This is a genomic window from uncultured Shewanella sp., assembly GCF_947497935.1.
Classification (GTDB): domain Bacteria; phylum Pseudomonadota; class Gammaproteobacteria; order Enterobacterales; family Shewanellaceae; genus Shewanella.
In genome coordinates this window covers 1-16,518 of record NZ_CANMIO010000026.1, presented here as the reverse complement: position 1 = coordinate 16,518, position 16,518 = coordinate 1, and the positions used below count along the sequence as shown (strand labels likewise).

At 44.2% G+C, this 16,518-nt stretch carries 9 protein-coding genes; 5 read left to right on the top strand and 4 right to left on the bottom strand.

The window, feature by feature from the left end; all coding sequences use genetic code 11:
* The first annotated feature begins 29 nt into the window (after positions 1 to 29).
* Positions 30 to 2,246 (top strand): patatin-like phospholipase family protein, encoded by a 2,217-nt coding sequence (locus Q1A86_RS19440; RefSeq protein WP_299810548.1) that lies wholly within the window; start codon positions 30 to 32, stop codon positions 2,244 to 2,246.
* An 84-nt stretch (positions 2,247 to 2,330) separates the two neighbouring features.
* On the opposite strand, the gene hxpB is transcribed toward Q1A86_RS19440, so the two are convergent.
* Positions 2,331 to 2,996, bottom strand: a complete 666-nt coding sequence (hxpB, locus tag Q1A86_RS19435) for a hexitol phosphatase HxpB (RefSeq protein ID WP_299810545.1) — start codon at positions 2,994 to 2,996, stop codon at positions 2,331 to 2,333.
* 424 nt (positions 2,997 to 3,420) lie between these two features.
* On the opposite strand from hxpB, the gene acnB reads away from it, so the two are divergent.
* On the top strand, positions 3,421 to 6,018 hold the full coding sequence (gene acnB, locus Q1A86_RS19430; RefSeq protein WP_299810542.1) for a bifunctional aconitate hydratase 2/2-methylisocitrate dehydratase: 2,598 nt from the start codon (positions 3,421 to 3,423) through the stop codon (positions 6,016 to 6,018).
* A 492-nt stretch (positions 6,019 to 6,510) separates the two neighbouring features.
* Here acnB and rsd read toward each other — a convergent pair whose 3' ends face one another.
* Positions 6,511 to 6,978 carry a sigma D regulator gene (gene rsd, locus Q1A86_RS19425; RefSeq protein ID WP_299810539.1) on the bottom strand — a complete coding sequence of 156 codons (468 nt, stop codon included), beginning with the start codon at positions 6,976 to 6,978 and terminating at the stop codon, positions 6,511 to 6,513.
* Between the two features lie 531 nt (positions 6,979 to 7,509).
* Here rsd and hemE point away from each other — a divergent pair.
* From hemE to Q1A86_RS19410, 3 genes are all read left to right on the top strand, one after another.
* The gene (gene hemE, locus Q1A86_RS19420) at positions 7,510 to 8,574 is read left to right on the top strand and encodes a uroporphyrinogen decarboxylase (RefSeq protein WP_220782023.1); all 1,065 of its coding nucleotides are present in this window, start codon (positions 7,510 to 7,512) and stop codon (positions 8,572 to 8,574) included.
* 382 nt (positions 8,575 to 8,956) lie between these two features.
* Positions 8,957 to 11,530: an EAL domain-containing protein gene (locus Q1A86_RS19415; RefSeq protein ID WP_299810533.1), complete on the top strand. Its 2,574-nt coding sequence runs from the start codon at positions 8,957 to 8,959 to the stop codon at positions 11,528 to 11,530.
* 105 nt (positions 11,531 to 11,635) lie between these two features.
* On the top strand, positions 11,636 to 12,439 hold the full coding sequence (locus Q1A86_RS19410) for an SDR family oxidoreductase (protein ID WP_299810530.1): 804 nt from the start codon (positions 11,636 to 11,638) through the stop codon (positions 12,437 to 12,439).
* A 26-nt stretch (positions 12,440 to 12,465) separates the two neighbouring features.
* Here Q1A86_RS19410 and Q1A86_RS19405 read toward each other — a convergent pair whose 3' ends face one another.
* Together Q1A86_RS19405 and Q1A86_RS19400 are read right to left on the bottom strand one after the other, a co-directional pair.
* Positions 12,466 to 12,684, bottom strand: a complete 219-nt coding sequence (locus Q1A86_RS19405) for a hypothetical protein (protein WP_299810527.1) — start codon at positions 12,682 to 12,684, stop codon at positions 12,466 to 12,468.
* 232 nt (positions 12,685 to 12,916) lie between these two features.
* Positions 12,917 to 15,916, bottom strand: coding sequence for a hypothetical protein (locus Q1A86_RS19400; protein WP_299810524.1), 3,000 nt, complete (start codon positions 15,914 to 15,916; stop codon positions 12,917 to 12,919).
* Between the last annotated feature and the right edge of the window lie 602 nt (positions 15,917 to 16,518).

Below are 16,518 nucleotides of genomic sequence, written 5' to 3'. Positions count from 1 at the left end.
ACATCAGTAGAAGAGTTAAATAAGTCATTATGATTAATAGAATTATTATTCTTTGTCTAGCACTGGCTAGTTCGCAAGTTTCGTTTGCAGAAGAGCGTCCTAAAATCGGCTTGGTCTTGAGTGGTGGCGGTGCCAAAGGTGCGGCCCATATCGGCGTGCTTAAGGTGCTGGAAGAGAAAAAAATCCCCATCGATTATATTGCTGGAACCAGTATCGGTGCCTATGTGGGGGGGATGTATGCGCTTGGCTATAGTGCGGCAGAGATTGAAGCTATCATGATGAATACCGATTGGAGTCAAGGCTATTCTGACACCATTCCTAGGGAGTCTTTAAGCTACCGAGATAAAGAGACTCGGGATCAGTTTAATATTCCAATCAATGTAGGTTACAGCGATGAGCAAGTTAAAATGCCTGCGGGCTTGTTACGCGGGCAAACGATGTCACAGCTACTTCGCAGTTCAACGGACTTAGTGCACCAATTTGGTGACTTTGATGATCTTTCCATTCCATATCGAGCAGTCGCTACAAATTTAGTAACCAGTGAGCCTGTGGTGCTGAGTTCTGGCAGCGTCGTTGCGGCTATGCAGGCTTCTGCGTCTGTGCCTGGTGCCCTGCAACCTGCGGTTATCGACGGCAAGTTGCTGGTAGATGGGGGGATTGCGAACAATATGCCTGTCGATGTGGTTAAGGCGATGGGGGCCGATATTGTTATCGCAGTTGATATCGGTTCACCATTGGTGAGTAAAGATGAGCTTAACAGCACTATTGCAGTGTTGAATCAATTGTCCACAATTCTAACGAACGCCAGCTCCGAGAGGCAGAAAGCCCTACTAAGCGATCATGATATCTTGATCCGCCCAAATATTGGTGAGTTAAGCACCACTGACTTTAGCATTATGCCTATTGCGTTGCCGTTAGGAGAAATCGCTGCACGGGAGCAGAGCGATAAACTTGAGCAATACAGTGAAAATAGTAACGATTACAAACAGTATTTGGCTCACAAAAAAGATAAGAGTAAGCAATGGCTAGCCGAGATCGATAGGCCGTTAATTAAAGTGATTTATAACAATGACTCTAAGGTCAGTGAAAAGCTACTGGCTGACAATCTAGATCTGAATGTCGGTGACCATGTCACTGCAGAAGACTTAGAGGCAGGTTTAGATAGAGTTTTTGCATTGGATAAGTTTGAGCGAGTCGATGCAGAGTTTACCGACACCGATGAGGGACGGGTATTGACCGTCACGACTAAGACTAAATCTTGGGGGCCGAATTATTTTCAGCTCGGCTTTAGTTGGGAAGATGATTTTAGTCTAGATTCAGTCATCTCTCTTGATATGGCTTATACCATGACCGAGCTTACCGAAAATGGTGGTGAGTGGCGTAATGAGTTGTCACTTGGTTTCGATAAGTTATTAGCATCAGAGTTTTATCAGCCGTTGGCAAAAGATCAGTCTTTTTTCAGTCGTGCTAGAGTCGAGTATGAACTTAAAGATTGGAGCTTCTTTGAAAATAATAATCGGGTGCTAGAGCTGAAGCAGACGGCTTACCGTACCGAGGTAGGTATAGGTGCAAATTACACGAAAAATGGCATGATCGAAATCGGTATGCTGGGGGAAAAAGGCGATCTTGAAAATGACCTCTGGGGCTTAGGGAAGGTCGACTACTCTGGTTATGGTGGCTACTTCAAGTTTGCTTATGATGACTTAAACAGTATCAATTTCCCGACCTCTGGTAATCGATTTACCTTTAATGTGTATATGAGAAAAGAGAGCTATGACCTAGATGGTGTCGGCGACTCTTCTGATTTTTCAATGCAGTACGAAGCCGATTGGCGTGGCGCTGTTGGTGTGGGTAATCATGCCTTCGTGGGGATAGCGTCACTAGCAACTGTCGATAAAGACGGTGCATTTACCGTTAACGTATCCGAGCTTGGCGGCTTCTTAAATTTGTCGGGTTATCACAAGAATTCCCTTTATGGTTCACATAAAATATTTGGTGCCTTTGTCTATCAGTATGATTTAGGCCGTGATGTGCTAGGAATGACTGAATATCCACTGTATCTCGGCACGAGTATCGAAGCTGGTAATGTGTGGAGCCAAAAAGACAGTGTATCGCTAGATGATCTGATCTATGCCGGAAGCTTATACTTAGGCATTGATACCAGTGTCGGTCCCGCAGCATTCGGTTTCGGTGCATCTGATGATGGCGAGAAAACGGTATTTCTGTTTATTGGTAAGAACTGGTAAAGCTAGTTTACAAGATAGAGTATGAGATAAGGCCCATCATTTGATGGGCCTTTTTTTGCCGCTAGTACAGGGCGTGAAATCGCTCTAACTATGGCTCGACAAGAAGTCAGCTAGCGCCTCTAGACTGTCTAATTGCTGGTGGGCGATGATCCATTTATCGAGCTTGGCTTGCTTAGCTTCCGGGATCGCGATGGTCTGCATATTCGCGGCGCGGGCAGAGACTAATCCATTAAATGAATCTTCAATGGCTAAACAATTTATGGGATCAATATTGAGCGCCTGCGCACAATTTAAATAGACTTCGGGGTGGGGTTTGCCATAGGTTAAATATTCAGCTGATTCGATCGCTTGAAAATATGTGGCTATCTGTAACTTGTTTAAAACAGCATTAATAATATCGCTCGAAGAGGAGGTGGCTAGACCGACTTTTAGCCCTCGTTCTCTGCAGGCTTCAAGCGCAGATAATACGCCTATCATCGGTTCACCGTTAGCGGAAATATGGCTGACAACTTGAGCGACAATGGCTTGAGCCGTTCGTTGGTTATCATAGTTTTCCCACGGATAGCGGCTATACCAGAAGGCCACAACCTGATCGATTCTGAGTCCTGTCGTTTGCAGCATATCTTCCATCGAGACGTTTAAACCTAACTCGCTTAACACCTTAAATTCGGCTATTTGCCAGACAGGCTCTGAGTCGATCAATATACCGTCCATGTCGAAAATAACGGCTTTTAGCTCTGGTGTACTCATAAGTATCCAATTATGTTCATTATAACTTTGGTGAATATTAGCTGTTTAAATGGTCGTTTTTGCGAATAATACGGCAATGATAACACTAAATCTTACAGGATTTTATCCTATAAATAGTCGGCAGTTTCTGGATGGAGTCTTAGGTAAAACTATGATTTATATAATTTAGATCAAGTTTTTACACTATGGTCTAGTTTTCTTTTTATGCGATTAGATTTACTGTATAGCCCGAGATGTCGATTGGGTGTTGTTTTACTTTTGCTGAAGTGTGATCGGATTCATACTTTTGTAAAGCTGTAGTATAATAGCGCTCGAATGAAGGGTCGAGCCTGCCGAGCTGTCAGTTTCAATTTGAAGACGAGCAGTTTCGCTGTTATATCAATCTTAGATTGGTATTGAACGCCAAACAAAGAGGAATGTTGCCGTGCTAGAAGCATATCGTAAACACGTCGCAGAACGTGCTTCAGAGGGCGTAGTCCCTAAGCCATTAGATGCCCAACAAGTGGCACAGCTAGTCGAATTGGTAAAGAATCCACCTGCAGGTGAAGAAGCGTTTATTCTTGATCTGCTTGAAAACCGTATCCCACCAGGTGTTGATGAAGCCGCATACGTTAAAGCAGGCTTTTTAGATGCTATCGCAAAAGGCGAAGTATCATCTTCTATCTTATCGTCAGATCGTGCAATCGAGCTGCTTGGCACCATGCAGGGCGGTTACAATATTGAGCCATTGATTGCTCAATTAGATAATGACGCACAAGCACCGCTTGCAGTGAAAGCACTGTCTCATACTCTGCTTATGTTCGATGCGTACCATGACGTTGTTGAAAAAATGCAAGCGGGTAATGAGTTCGCTAAGCAAGTGGTCCACTCTTGGGCAGATGCCGAGTGGTTCCTGTCTCGTCCAAAGCTTGCTGAGAAAATCTCGCTAACCGTATTTAAAGTATCGGGTGAGACTAACACCGATGACCTATCTCCAGCACCAGATGCATGGTCACGTCCAGACATTCCATTGCACGCACTTGCTATGCTGAAGAATGCTCGTGAAGGTATCGTTCCTGATCAAGCTGGCGAAGTCGGTCCAATCAAAGAGATTGAGTCGTTAAAAACTAAAGGTTTCCCACTGGTGTATGTGGGTGACGTTGTCGGTACAGGTTCTTCACGTAAGTCAGCAACTAACTCGGTACTATGGTTCATGGGAGATGATATCCCTAATGTACCTAACAAGCGTGCGGGTGGTTTCTGTCTTGGTGGCAAGATCGCACCTATCTTCTTCAACACTATGGAAGATGCGGGCGCACTGCCAATCGAACTAGATGTGAGCAAGATGGAGATGGGCGATGTTATCGACATCTATCCATACGAAGGCATCGTTAAGCGTCATGACACAGATGAAGTGATTTCACAGTTCTCGCTAAAGACTGATGTGTTGATGGACGAAGTTCGTGCTGGTGGCCGTATTCCATTAATCATCGGTCGTGGCCTAACAGATCGTGCTCGTGAAACATTAGGTCTTGAAGCATCTGCTGAGTTTGTTCGCCCACAAGATGTCGCTGACACTGGTAAGGGCTATACCCTTGCACAGAAGATGGTCGGTAAGGCATGTGGCGTGACAGGTATTCGTCCAGGCCAATACTGTGAGCCTAAGATGACTTCAGTTGGTTCGCAAGATACTACAGGCCCTATGACTCGTGATGAGCTAAAAGATCTAGCATGTCTTGGTTTCAGTGCCGATCTGACTATGCAGTCTTTCTGTCACACTGCGGCTTATCCAAAGCCAGTTGACGTAAATACTCATCATACACTACCTGATTTCATCATGAACCGTGGTGGTGTTGCACTTCGTCCTGGAGACGGTGTTATTCACTCTTGGTTAAACCGTATGCTACTACCTGATACCGTTGGTACGGGTGGTGACTCTCATACGCGTTTCCCAATTGGTATCTCATTCCCAGCAGGTTCTGGTCTTGTGGCATTTGCTGCTGCAACGGGTGTCATGCCTCTTGATATGCCTGAGTCAATCTTGGTTCGCTTTAAAGGTGAAATGCAGCCAGGGATCACGCTACGTGACTTGGTACATGCTATCCCGCACAAAGCGATTGAAATGGGTCTGTTGACTGTAGAGAAGAAAGGTAAAATCAACGCTTTCTCTGGTCGCGTACTTGAGATTGAAGGTCTTGAGCAGCTTAAAGTTGAGCAAGCATTTGAGCTTTCTGATGCATCAGCTGAGCGTAGCGCCGCAGGTTGTACTATTAAGCTTGATAAAGAGCCTATCATCGAATACCTAAACTCAAACATTGTCATGCTTAAGTGGATGATTAGTGAGGGTTACGGCGATCGCCGTACTATCGAGCGTCGTATTACAGCGATGCAAGAGTGGTTAGCTAATCCAGAGCTTATGGAAGCGGATAGCGATGCAGAATACGCAGAAGTGATTGAAATTGATCTAAACGACATCAAAGAACCAATTCTCTGTGCTCCAAACGACCCTGATGATGCGATTCTACTTTCATCTGTAGTTAACACTAAGATTGACGAAGTGTTCGTTGGCTCTTGTATGACTAACATTGGTCACTTCCGTGCGACAGGTAAGATGCTAGATAAGTTCGCATCGACATTACCGACACGCTTGTGGATTGCGCCGCCGACTAAGATGGATCGCGACCAACTTACTGAAGAAGGCTACTATGCAATCTTCGGCCGTGTTGGTGCACGTATCGAGATTCCTGGTTGTTCACTGTGTATGGGTAACCAGGCACGTGTAGCAGAAGGTGCGACGGTAGTTTCTACCTCTACGCGTAACTTCCCTAACCGTCTAGGTACTGGTGCCAATGTTTATTTGGCTTCTGCTGAACTAGCGGCGGTTGCTGCGCTTCTTGGTCGCCTACCATCAGCCGATGAGTATCAGACATACGCGAAGGAGTTAGATGCAACGGCAGCTGACACTTATCGTTACCTGAACTTCGACCAAATCGCTTCATACACAGCAAAAGCTGATGAAGTAATTTTTCAATCAGCAGTTTAATACCAATTAGTATAAAGATTTGGTCGCTCAGCGAGAGTTTAGCGGCACTGAGACAAGGCAACGAGTGCAGAGCATAGTTATTCTACGTTTAAGCTTGTTAACGAAGTATCAGAGCCGCTAAAACTCGCCATTCTGGAGCGTTTTTGGCTGCCTACTTCTGCGTTGAATAACTTCACAAGGGAGCAACCATTCCTTCAGTTATTCGCCTTGAATTAGTTTGCCAAAAACGCTCTGAGTAGATCAACTTCTTATACCGATTGGTATAAGCTAGATTGAAGCACTAAAAAGGCCAGCTAATCAGCTGGCCTTTTTATTAATTCATTTTTAAGTTCCGCTAGAACCTAGAACCTAGAACCTAGAACCTAGAACCTAGAACCTAGAACCTAGAACCTAGAACCTAGAACCTAGAACCGAGAACCGAGAACCTAGAACCGAGAATCTAGAACCGAGAATCTAGAACCGAGAACCTGCTAGTACTCAAGCCTAGAACCTTTAAGAATGCTTGTTATGAAGCACTTCTAGCAGCTTATCTTCCAGCTCAAAACGTGTTTCCATAGCATGACCGAGAGATGACAAGTCTTTATCTAAATGAAATAACACCTGCTCGTCTTCGGCTTCAGTATATTTGTCATTAAAGTCTAGGGCGGTATCAGTAGTCTCACTGATTTGCGGTACCAGTTGCTGAGCGAGTTCTTGGCTTGAGGCACCATGCTTTTCGCAGGCGGTTACCACTTGGTTATAGATCTCAAAATGGCCTTCAGACACATAGTCCATTAGTTGGTCACAAAACTGTTTGACTGAGTCAAAGGCGGGTAGTGATTTGTCTGTTTCCTCATACGGCGGGATCCCAGCAATCTGGCAATAGTTAATAAGCAAGTTGCGCCGATTATTTAACCATTGATCTATAAGAGTATTTGAGCCGCCCCATTTTTGTTCGGCTTTCTCTAACTTTCTTAGCATGATCTTCCCCGTTAAGAATCCTTCTCTGTACTTCTAATGTAGGGGAAAAATGTAGTTTTGATCAACCATTTTTGGCCGATTTATGAGGAAATGCTAAATGGACATACCAGAGCAAGAGTTGTAAACAAACTGCTATAAAATAAAATGCCCAGCGATAGAAAGCTATCGCTGGGCGAGTAAAGTTTGTAGCGGGCTCGATGCGACGAGCTTCTTGATTGTTCTTGCTAGCGCAGACTTTTTATACCAAAGCTAACAACGAGGTGCAACTTTTTTCTGTAACATTGAGAGTCATACAGCTTAGGTTAAGCTCGCTTATGAACCTATTTCACGTTTTTAGTGAAAGCTGTGAACTGCGCTTAGTAGCCTGAAATTCTCGTAGTGAAACAAGCTAATAATGTTAACTACCTCAGAATTGGCGGAATTTGTCGCGTTACTTGTCACATTATTTTACCTATGGAGGTTACTTTATTAACGTAAATGCTAAACTACTGCCCCAAGCGGATATCACTATAAGTTTAGGAATCAAGCCAAATGGCAGAATTAAAGAATGATCGTTATTTACGTGCGTTATTAAAACAGCCTGTCGATAGAACTCCTGTCTGGATGATGCGTCAAGCTGGCCGTTATCTTCCAGAATATAAAGCAACCCGCGCAGAAGCTGGCGACTTCATGTCTCTTTGTAAGAACCAAGATTTAGCTTGTGAAGTTACCTTACAGCCACTACGTCGTTACGACTTAGACGCAGCTATCTTGTTCTCAGACATTCTTACTGTTCCTGATGCAATGGGTTTAGGTCTGTACTTTGAAGCTGGTGAAGGTCCACGTTTCGAACGTCCAACAGATACAATCGATTCAATTAAGAAGCTTTGCATCCCAGATCCTGAAGATGAGCTTGGTTATGTAATGCGTGCGGTAAGCACCATTCGTCGTGAGCTTAAAGGTGAAGTGCCATTAATCGGTTTCTCTGGTTCACCTTGGACACTAGCGACTTACATGGTTGAGGGTGGTTCTAGCAAGGCATTCGAAAAGATTAAGAAGATGGCTTATGAAGAGCCAGCTACTTTGCACATGCTGCTAGATAAGCTCGCTGACTCAGTGACCCTATACCTGAACGCTCAGGTTGCTAACGGTGCACAGTCTCTGATGATTTTCGATTCATGGGGTGGCGCGCTTTCTCACCACGCATACCGTGAGTTCTCATTACGTTACATGCAGAAAATCGTTGATGGCCTAACTCGCCATGCAGACGGTCGCCAAGTACCAGTTACTCTGTTCACTAAAGGTGGCGGACTATGGCTTGAGTCTATGGCTGAAACTGGTTGTGACGCACTAGGTCTAGACTGGACTGTTGATATCGGTGATGCACGTCGCCGTGTAGGTCATAAAGTTGCGCTACAAGGCAACATGGACCCATCAGTACTTTACGGTACACCAGAGCGAATTCACCAAGAAGTGGATCAAATTCTTTCTTCTTACGGTGAAGGAACGGGTCACGTATTTAACTTGGGCCATGGTATTCACCAGCACGTTGATCCAGAGCGCGCTGGCTCATTCATTAACTCTGTACATGAGTTATCGGCTAAGTACCACAAGTAATTAGCTCGCTTAACAGCGAATGATTGACCATCGGTTGGTATAAATAAGGGCTCAGTTTACTGGGCCTTTATTGTTTCTGCTTTACTTAATATTTCCCTTTATTGAACACTAATCAGTATAAAGAATTGATCGCTCAGGGAGAGTTTAGTGCTTAGTCTTACGGGCTGACTGAATGTAACCCTGAGCAAATTTGATTGGCCAGTTGACGATTATTTTCAATAAAAGATGAGATTAAATATCGATTATGAGTTGGTTGATGTTTTTATCAACGACCGTTACACATCGCGGTGTTAACTGTGGTGGAAATGGGGTAATTTGCTCACACAAACCAAGTAGTAGCCAGAGTGACTGGCGGGTTTTGAATTAGAGAAGTTGTCCTTAGATGCAAATTGGCAAGAAAGTTGTCTTAGTAATATTTGGGATCTGTATCCCCCTCATAGCCGCAGCCTGCTTAGCAGGAGTGACTTGGTTACACAGCGAAGTTGACGCTATACGTAGTTTTGTTATTGAGAAAGAACTGGAGAGTATTCAGTCTCAAGTAAACCGTGACCTCGAACGTTTTCAGCTTCAGCTTGATAATTTTCCCAAAAATAATCAAGAAGGAACCCCCAGCTCAGTATTAGCTGAAACTGCATTATTTGGCGGCACTCATGTGCTGCAAATTAAAGGTGGTCAACTCGAACCTATCAATAAACAACAATCTATGGTGCCGCAGTTGCCCATAGCGTTACTTGCAAGTGAGCAGGCAAAGGTTGGGGTATACTTTGACAAGGTATCGGCCTTAGGTTATTTCATCAGTATTCAGGCTAAGGTTGCCGAGCCTGAACGGTTAGTGAGTATGAGCCGGCTCACAGATGATTATCTTGCGACCTTAGGTTTTGTCGATTTTGCTACCCAGATAAAAGTTGCAGCTGGAAGTGCGAAGCCAGGACTCGTGTTAACAGGCGATACTGTAACCGCTCAATTAGCTATTCCTGCGCTGTTTAATCAAGAGCAGGCGCACCTCTCTATTGCGTTCTCCAATCAATTCTTCTCGCGCATGGCGTGGCAATACAGCTTACTAACGCTAGGCGGGTTGGGGCTAGTGATTGCATTACAGTTAGTGGTATTTATCTGGCTAAGAAATGCAGTGTTTAGGCCTTTGAATCGACTTTCCGAGCAAGTAGGGAGCTTAGATCTTAGCTTAAAAGGCCGTCCCTACATCAGCGGAGCTGACCTAAACAGAACTGGAACAAATGAGTTTGGCCGGGTCACTAAGAGTATTAATCACCTACTAGAGAACCTTTATCGACAGGAGAATCAATCTCAAGTCACCTTGGGATCTATTGCAGAAGCGGTGATCTTGACTGACATGGATTGTGGAGTGAGTTATATCAACCCCTATGCTGAGCGCCTATTGAAGCTGGGCAACGCAGAAGCGCAAGGTAAGAAGATTCATGAGCTATTACCGGGTAACCAAAATTTAAGCGATAAGGTTAACGCCTTTATGCATAGCGAATCGCAAAATGTTGATTCCATACTCTTGCGTCTTAATTACGACACGCCCAAGTTAATGAGTGGCAGTTTGGCCCACTTCTCTAACCACGCAGGGGAGATCATTGGTGTTGTGCTGGTATTAAAAGACTCGACTCAAGAAGCCTTGTTAAAACGCCAACTGCAGCGGCAAACCTACTTAGATCCCGTTACAGGCCTACTGAAAAGGGCTACTTTTGAAGAGCGATTTGTTGAGTATGCTCAATCATCCCAATCTTTAGCGGTAGTGTATCTAGATCTCGAGCAGTTCAAACTTATCAATGACTCCAGTGGCCACACTATAGGCGATAAGATGCTTAACAAGGTGGCCAGAGCGATTGAATCTTGCTTATCGGATAATATGCTATTGGGCCGTATAGGAGGCGATGAATTTGGTTTGATCATTAAAGATAGCTCTGCCCTAGCCGTTGCTAAGTTACTTAAGAAGATCATTGCTGGTGTGGGCAGCCAAACGGTAACGCATAACGACACTTGCTATCGTGTTGGTGTAAGCGTTGGGGTAGCATTATCACGCTTTAATAAAGACACTGATCTACTCGGGCTACTCAAAGATGCCGACATTGCCTGTCATGCAGCCAAGCGTAAAGGCAGTAATCAGGTGCACTTCTATGATGGCCGCGATATCGATTTAAGCTATCAACGCAATGCGCCCAAGTGGGCTGTTAGAATTGTGCAGGCGATTGAGCACAATGAGCTAATTCTTTACTATCAAAAGATAAAGTGTCTTTCTTCTCATAGCCATAGGCAGCGACTTGAAATCTTGCTTAGGATCCAAGAACCAGGAGGTCGAATTTTGCCTCCGGCACAGTTTATTGCGGCAGCTGAGCGTTTTAAACTTATCGTTGATGTCGATAAAGAGGTCATTAGAAAGACCTTCCTATGGCTGTCTTTAAATGAGGAACTGTGGGATGACCATTGCCTATCGATTAATTTATCGGGTAATAGTCTTGGCGCAGAGGGCATGGTCGACTTTATCTTGAACCAACAAAAGCGCTTTGGTGTGCCAAGTAACTGTATCTGCTTTGAGATCACCGAAACCAGTGCCATTCAGAATCGCAGTCGGGCGATGAAGATGCTATTAGACTTACGAAAACGCGGCTTTGCCTTTGCATTGGATGACTTTGGTAGCGGGTTCGCATCTTATGGTTATCTCAAAGAGATGCCGGTCGATTACGTCAAGATTGATGGCTGTTTCGTTAAGAATTTAGTGCATAATGCCAAAGACTACGCCATCGTTAAATCGGTCAACGATGTCTGCCGGGTAATGGGCATTGAGACTGTGGCTGAGTTTGTCGAAAACCAAGAGATTATCGACAAACTCGAGGTGATTGGTATTAACTATGCTCAGGGCTACGGTATTGGCAGACCACAGCCTTTAGACTCCTATCAAAGCGTCTCGACTCCAGAGAAACAGATGGCCTAACTTTTATCGCTCTCGTGCTTATTAAGGAGCTATTTGCGATCTTGATTGTTATGTGTGAGCTTTAGAGGCTAAACATAGTAACGATTTTCGATAGTTAGGCCATATATGCAAACCTTTAAAGACAAAGTGATTATCATTACCGGTGCATCCGAAGGTATAGGGCGAGCTTTAGCGCTGGCGCTTGCTCCACATGGATGCAAGCTAGTGATCAGTGCTCGTAACCTTGAACGACTGGAATCTTTAGCTAAAGAGTTGGCAGAACTTGGCGGTACTCCCTTGGTTCATGTTGCCGATGTCTCTAAGCAAACCGAGTGTGAAGGCTTAGTTCAGGCCTGCGTGAGTCAATTTGGAAAGTTAGATATCTTGGTTAACAATGCTGGCATGACCATGTGGTCGCGTTTCGATGAGCTTGAAGACTTAAGTGTTTTATCGCAGATCATGCAGGTGAACTATCTAGGCCCAGTCTATCTTACTCATGCCGCCATTCCTCATCTTAAACAAACCCAAGGTCAAATTGTTGCCGTTGCTTCCATCACTGGCATGACTGGCGTACCCGCACGTTCGGGATATGCCGCCTCTAAGCATGCGGTAATAGGCTTCTTTGACTCGCTGCGTATCGAACTCAGTGATAACAATGTGGCGGTAACTGTGATTTGCCCTGACTTCGTGGTCACTCAGACCCATAAGCGTGCATTAGATGCTCAAGGCAAGCCACTAGGGGAGACGCCAATGCAGGAAAGTAAGATCATGACGGCAGAGGCTTGTGCGCAGATGATGCTGCCCGCTATCGCAAGCAGAAAGCGGCTACTCATTACCTCATTAAGAGGGCGGATTGGCCGCTTCTTTAAAATTATCGCCCCGGGGCTGATTGATAAAATAGCCCGCAGAGCAATAGCGACAGGCCGTTAATTCAATTTCGACTAACAGCTTTGAGGCTACTTATTGAGATGTTTTACAATAGTTTCAGCGGCTTCAGCTTTGGTTGCTTTGTCTGCCGTTGGTTCAATATGTGCAGTTGCGTTATGCCCCGTCATATCTTCTGCGATATGCAACCAGTCAGGGTGCCAGTAAAAAGATGAGCCAGCGAGTGTGTCCCAGTTATGCACGCCTGATGTTTCGCCTTGATAGATAAGATCGCTTACTGAATATTTCATAGTTAATCCCCGATAAAAAGTTTAAATATTTGAAATGTGTTAGCGCATATCACTCACTTAGATATGTATGAGCTTAATTGCTGATGTGCCTAGAATGCGCTTCCAAATTACGAATTTGTGCTACTTAGATCACAAAAATATTGATTGCTTGGTGTTAGCAAATATATTGGTGTGGGTTGAAACAACTAGGATAGACAATAAAAGCCCGGTATAAACCGGGCTTATCTATGAACTAATTGTTGGTTAAATCAAGGTTGATTAGCCACCAAGTTTGTGACTGAATATCGCCAAACTCGACAACACCACCGCTGCGATAAGGCTTAGCAAAGTGCACCAGTACGATAGCATCGCGAGTCTGGTATCTTCCTGGCTCAGTAAACCATGCGTTAAAAGGGTCATTTGGGTTGAGACTTACAGTCACCTCTGAGCTTACGGGTTGAGTGAGGCCTGGACAGGTATAGATACTATTGGAAGTAATGGGATAACCGATTTGGCTTCCATCGCCGCAATGACTGGTTTTTTGTAGTCTTAAGGTCACAAGTGTACAGTCATTATTGTCGATAGGTGCCTTGCACACTTGGACTATCATTGTTGAGTAACCGCTACTCTGTTCGTCAGCGCTGTGATTTGTTAATTCGCCTCTGCCACCAAAAGCAGAGAAATAAGAAACCTCATTGGCAGGGATAGAAATCGGCGAGACTATTTGCTTATCCATGCCATCAAAGTTGATGATCGCTTCTTCACCTAGCCCAGCTTCCGCTTTTGAGATAAACAGTTTATAGCTGGCTGATCCAGCATGGTAATTCTGTCCGCCATCATCAGTGATAATGACTCCAAAGTAGTCATTTTCTTCTTCTTTAGGATAGGTGTGTACCGTGACCTCTCCGTTAGAAGCTAATTCGGCAAACTCGGGGGCGACAACTGATTCAAACTTAAAGCTCAATTTACCCAATTGGTTCGTTGCAGTAGGAGATTTAATGATACGGTCTGGATAAAAAACTGAGTGCAAGATATTACTTTCTAACTCGAGGCCTGGGTGCTTTGCTTTTTCAATGTTTACATTGAACTGGCGCGTAGTACGCTCGAAGTTTCGGCTTTGCTCAATAACGCTGACCTTGGCAAGGCCTGCTCCATTAATAGAAAGTAAGCCACTTGTTGGATCTATACTGACAATGTGGCTGTTATTGCTGGCGCTATAATAGCTTATTTCACTGTCAACACCCTGCTCTGATAACGTTGGAGCAGAGAGCGTTTTGCCGATGTCAAATGTTGTACTTATTAAAGAAGTTGAAAGGGTGAGTTCTGTGTTTTCTGGGGCTTTATCAATGAGTACATTGAATTCGGCCTTCTGAGGAACATGACCAGCATCCCCTAGGTCTGTAACAATGAAAGTAGCGGCACCAGCATTATGAATTGTGAAGGTTCGTGCGGCCTCATCTATCGAAACAACGTCACTTTGTCCGTGCTTTAGCTGCCATTCCAGTTGACCTATACTGCCTGAAATCGGTATGTCTAATGTTCTTTCTGCTGAATATGGAACACGGACTGATGTAATCTTTAGAGTGCCATATAGAGGAGATACATCGACATAAAACCGTTCAGTAACGCTATGGTAAAATTCATCCCCTGAATCGATAGCGGTTATCCAACCTCGGCCTGCACCCGCTATGGTAATAATGCCAGTATCAGGGTCTTGAGCAAAAACACCATCACCTCCATTATCGATGCTATAGCTCATACTGCCTTTGTTATTTAACACCTGAGGGATAAAAACGCCATTTTCTGCGTAGTCGACTTGTGTGTTGGCTAGCATAAGATCGCTATTGGTTTGCTTGTCGATCGTGACATAGAAGCTGTGCTGTTGGCTAGACCAGAACTCTCCACCATTATCAGTGACAATAATTTCAACCTTTCCAGGCTTTAATACTGTCATTACGCCAGTACTAGCATCAATAGTGACAACATCTGTTGGACTGTTATCCGCTAAAGCGAAATCTAATTGGCCATGGTCGCCGATGACTTGCGCTTGAATGCTTTGATTGTCTTGGTAGCGCGTGTGGATATCTAAACCAGCGAGAGTATCTGTGCTGATACGTGTGACTTCGACATCAATAGAGAGGCTTTCAGCTAGGTAGTTTTTGTCACCCGAGTCACTAATGGTCACTTGTGTTTTGCCTACTGCAACAAAATCGAAAATACCTTTTTCAGCATCAATGATATTGATGACATCAGGCTTAGCTGTTGCTGATACAGCAAAGGATAACTGACCCTTAGCGCCAGTCACCTTAATTGATTTTTGAATGTCTGCACTAAAAGGGGAGGTGATATCTGCAGCTTGTAGTTCAAGGTTTTTAGCTTTGTTGATTTGTACTTTAAAGCGTTGAGGTGTTACTGGCTCATGGTGATTTGGAGCATCCTGTAAAACTTCAATTTCGGTATTGCCCGCGCCAATGACTAGCATTTCGCCATTGAGTTCGTTTATCTGTACGACATCGGTATTGGCTCCCTCGGCTAATGCATAGTTGATACTGGTTGTTGGTGTCCCATCGAATACAGGTAGTAGCTTAGCGCCGAGTAAGAATGGTTTATCAATAACATCGGCAAAGCGAGCAAACTCAGTTTGGGCTGTTTCTACGTGAATATTGAATTTTTGAGTGTCTTCTTGGTAGTTGCGACCGCCGTTATCGGTAACATTGACTGAGACATTACCACTTCCCCAGATAAGAAATTCTCCAGCAGGTTCAATAAGCACCACCTGATCGCTTTGATCTACGCCAAGTTCATATGTTAGCTCGCCAATAGCTCCGTTCACACTAGCTTGATGGCGTGCACCTTCTTGATAAAGAAGGCTGAGATCATTGGTTACGAGAGGAGGGCGTGGGGCTTTTTCGATAGTGACCTTGAAGCGGGTACTCGCTGCGAGGTATTGTTCATTACCAGTATCTGTAGCGATTAACTCAGTTGTGCCAGCATTGAGTATTATGAGGTCGCCTTTGTCTGATGAGATCTGTAAAACATCATCAGCAGCGTTATCAGCGAGTTGGTAACTGATCGTTCCTAGTTTCCCTTCAATACTTGGCGTGATCCTAGCTTGCAGTGCAAACGTTTGTTTGACATCAGCTATATTCATTTTTGGGTGAGATTGTTTCTGCGGTGGGGGAGTTGTTGAGTCAGACTCTCCCCCACCACATGCGGTAAGTAAAAGAAGTAACAACAGATTTAGGTACTTCATAGCGCCTCCAGCTTAAAAATTGAAGCGGGAGTATACGTATGTGAAAAATACGCTGCAACAAGGTGCTTTAGTGTTATTTACTGCTGATTATTGTGTTTGCTGTAGTTTGAAATTTTGTATTCGGTATGAAAGTTGTATATAAAAGCTATGTTTTATATTAGTAGTTGATAGATATAAAAAAGCACCAAATATCCCTATTTTATGTAGGTGATTTTATGCAGGTAATTTGCATTTAAAAAAAATGGGACTTATCTCCCATTTTCTAGTTTCTTAGATTTTATCCGGCAGAAAACAGTAAAAACCTTAAATTGGCTACTTATTATATTAAGGGGTTTTTCAGTGTGCAGCGTATTCACGAGCAATTACGCGGTAAGCGATGTCAGTACTGCTAAGTTATTACAGCCTTATCCCAATAGTTTGTAGCGAATGAGTGTGAAATTAAAGGCATAAAAAAGCCCTGAATTAACAGGGCTTCTAGTTTGGCTCACTAATGAAGAGGCAATTTAACCTTCGCCGTTTTCACGAGCACATATTACATGGTAGGCAATGTCTGAGCTGTTCAGCTAAAACAGTCGCCATCCCTAGTTTTATGCTATTAACCT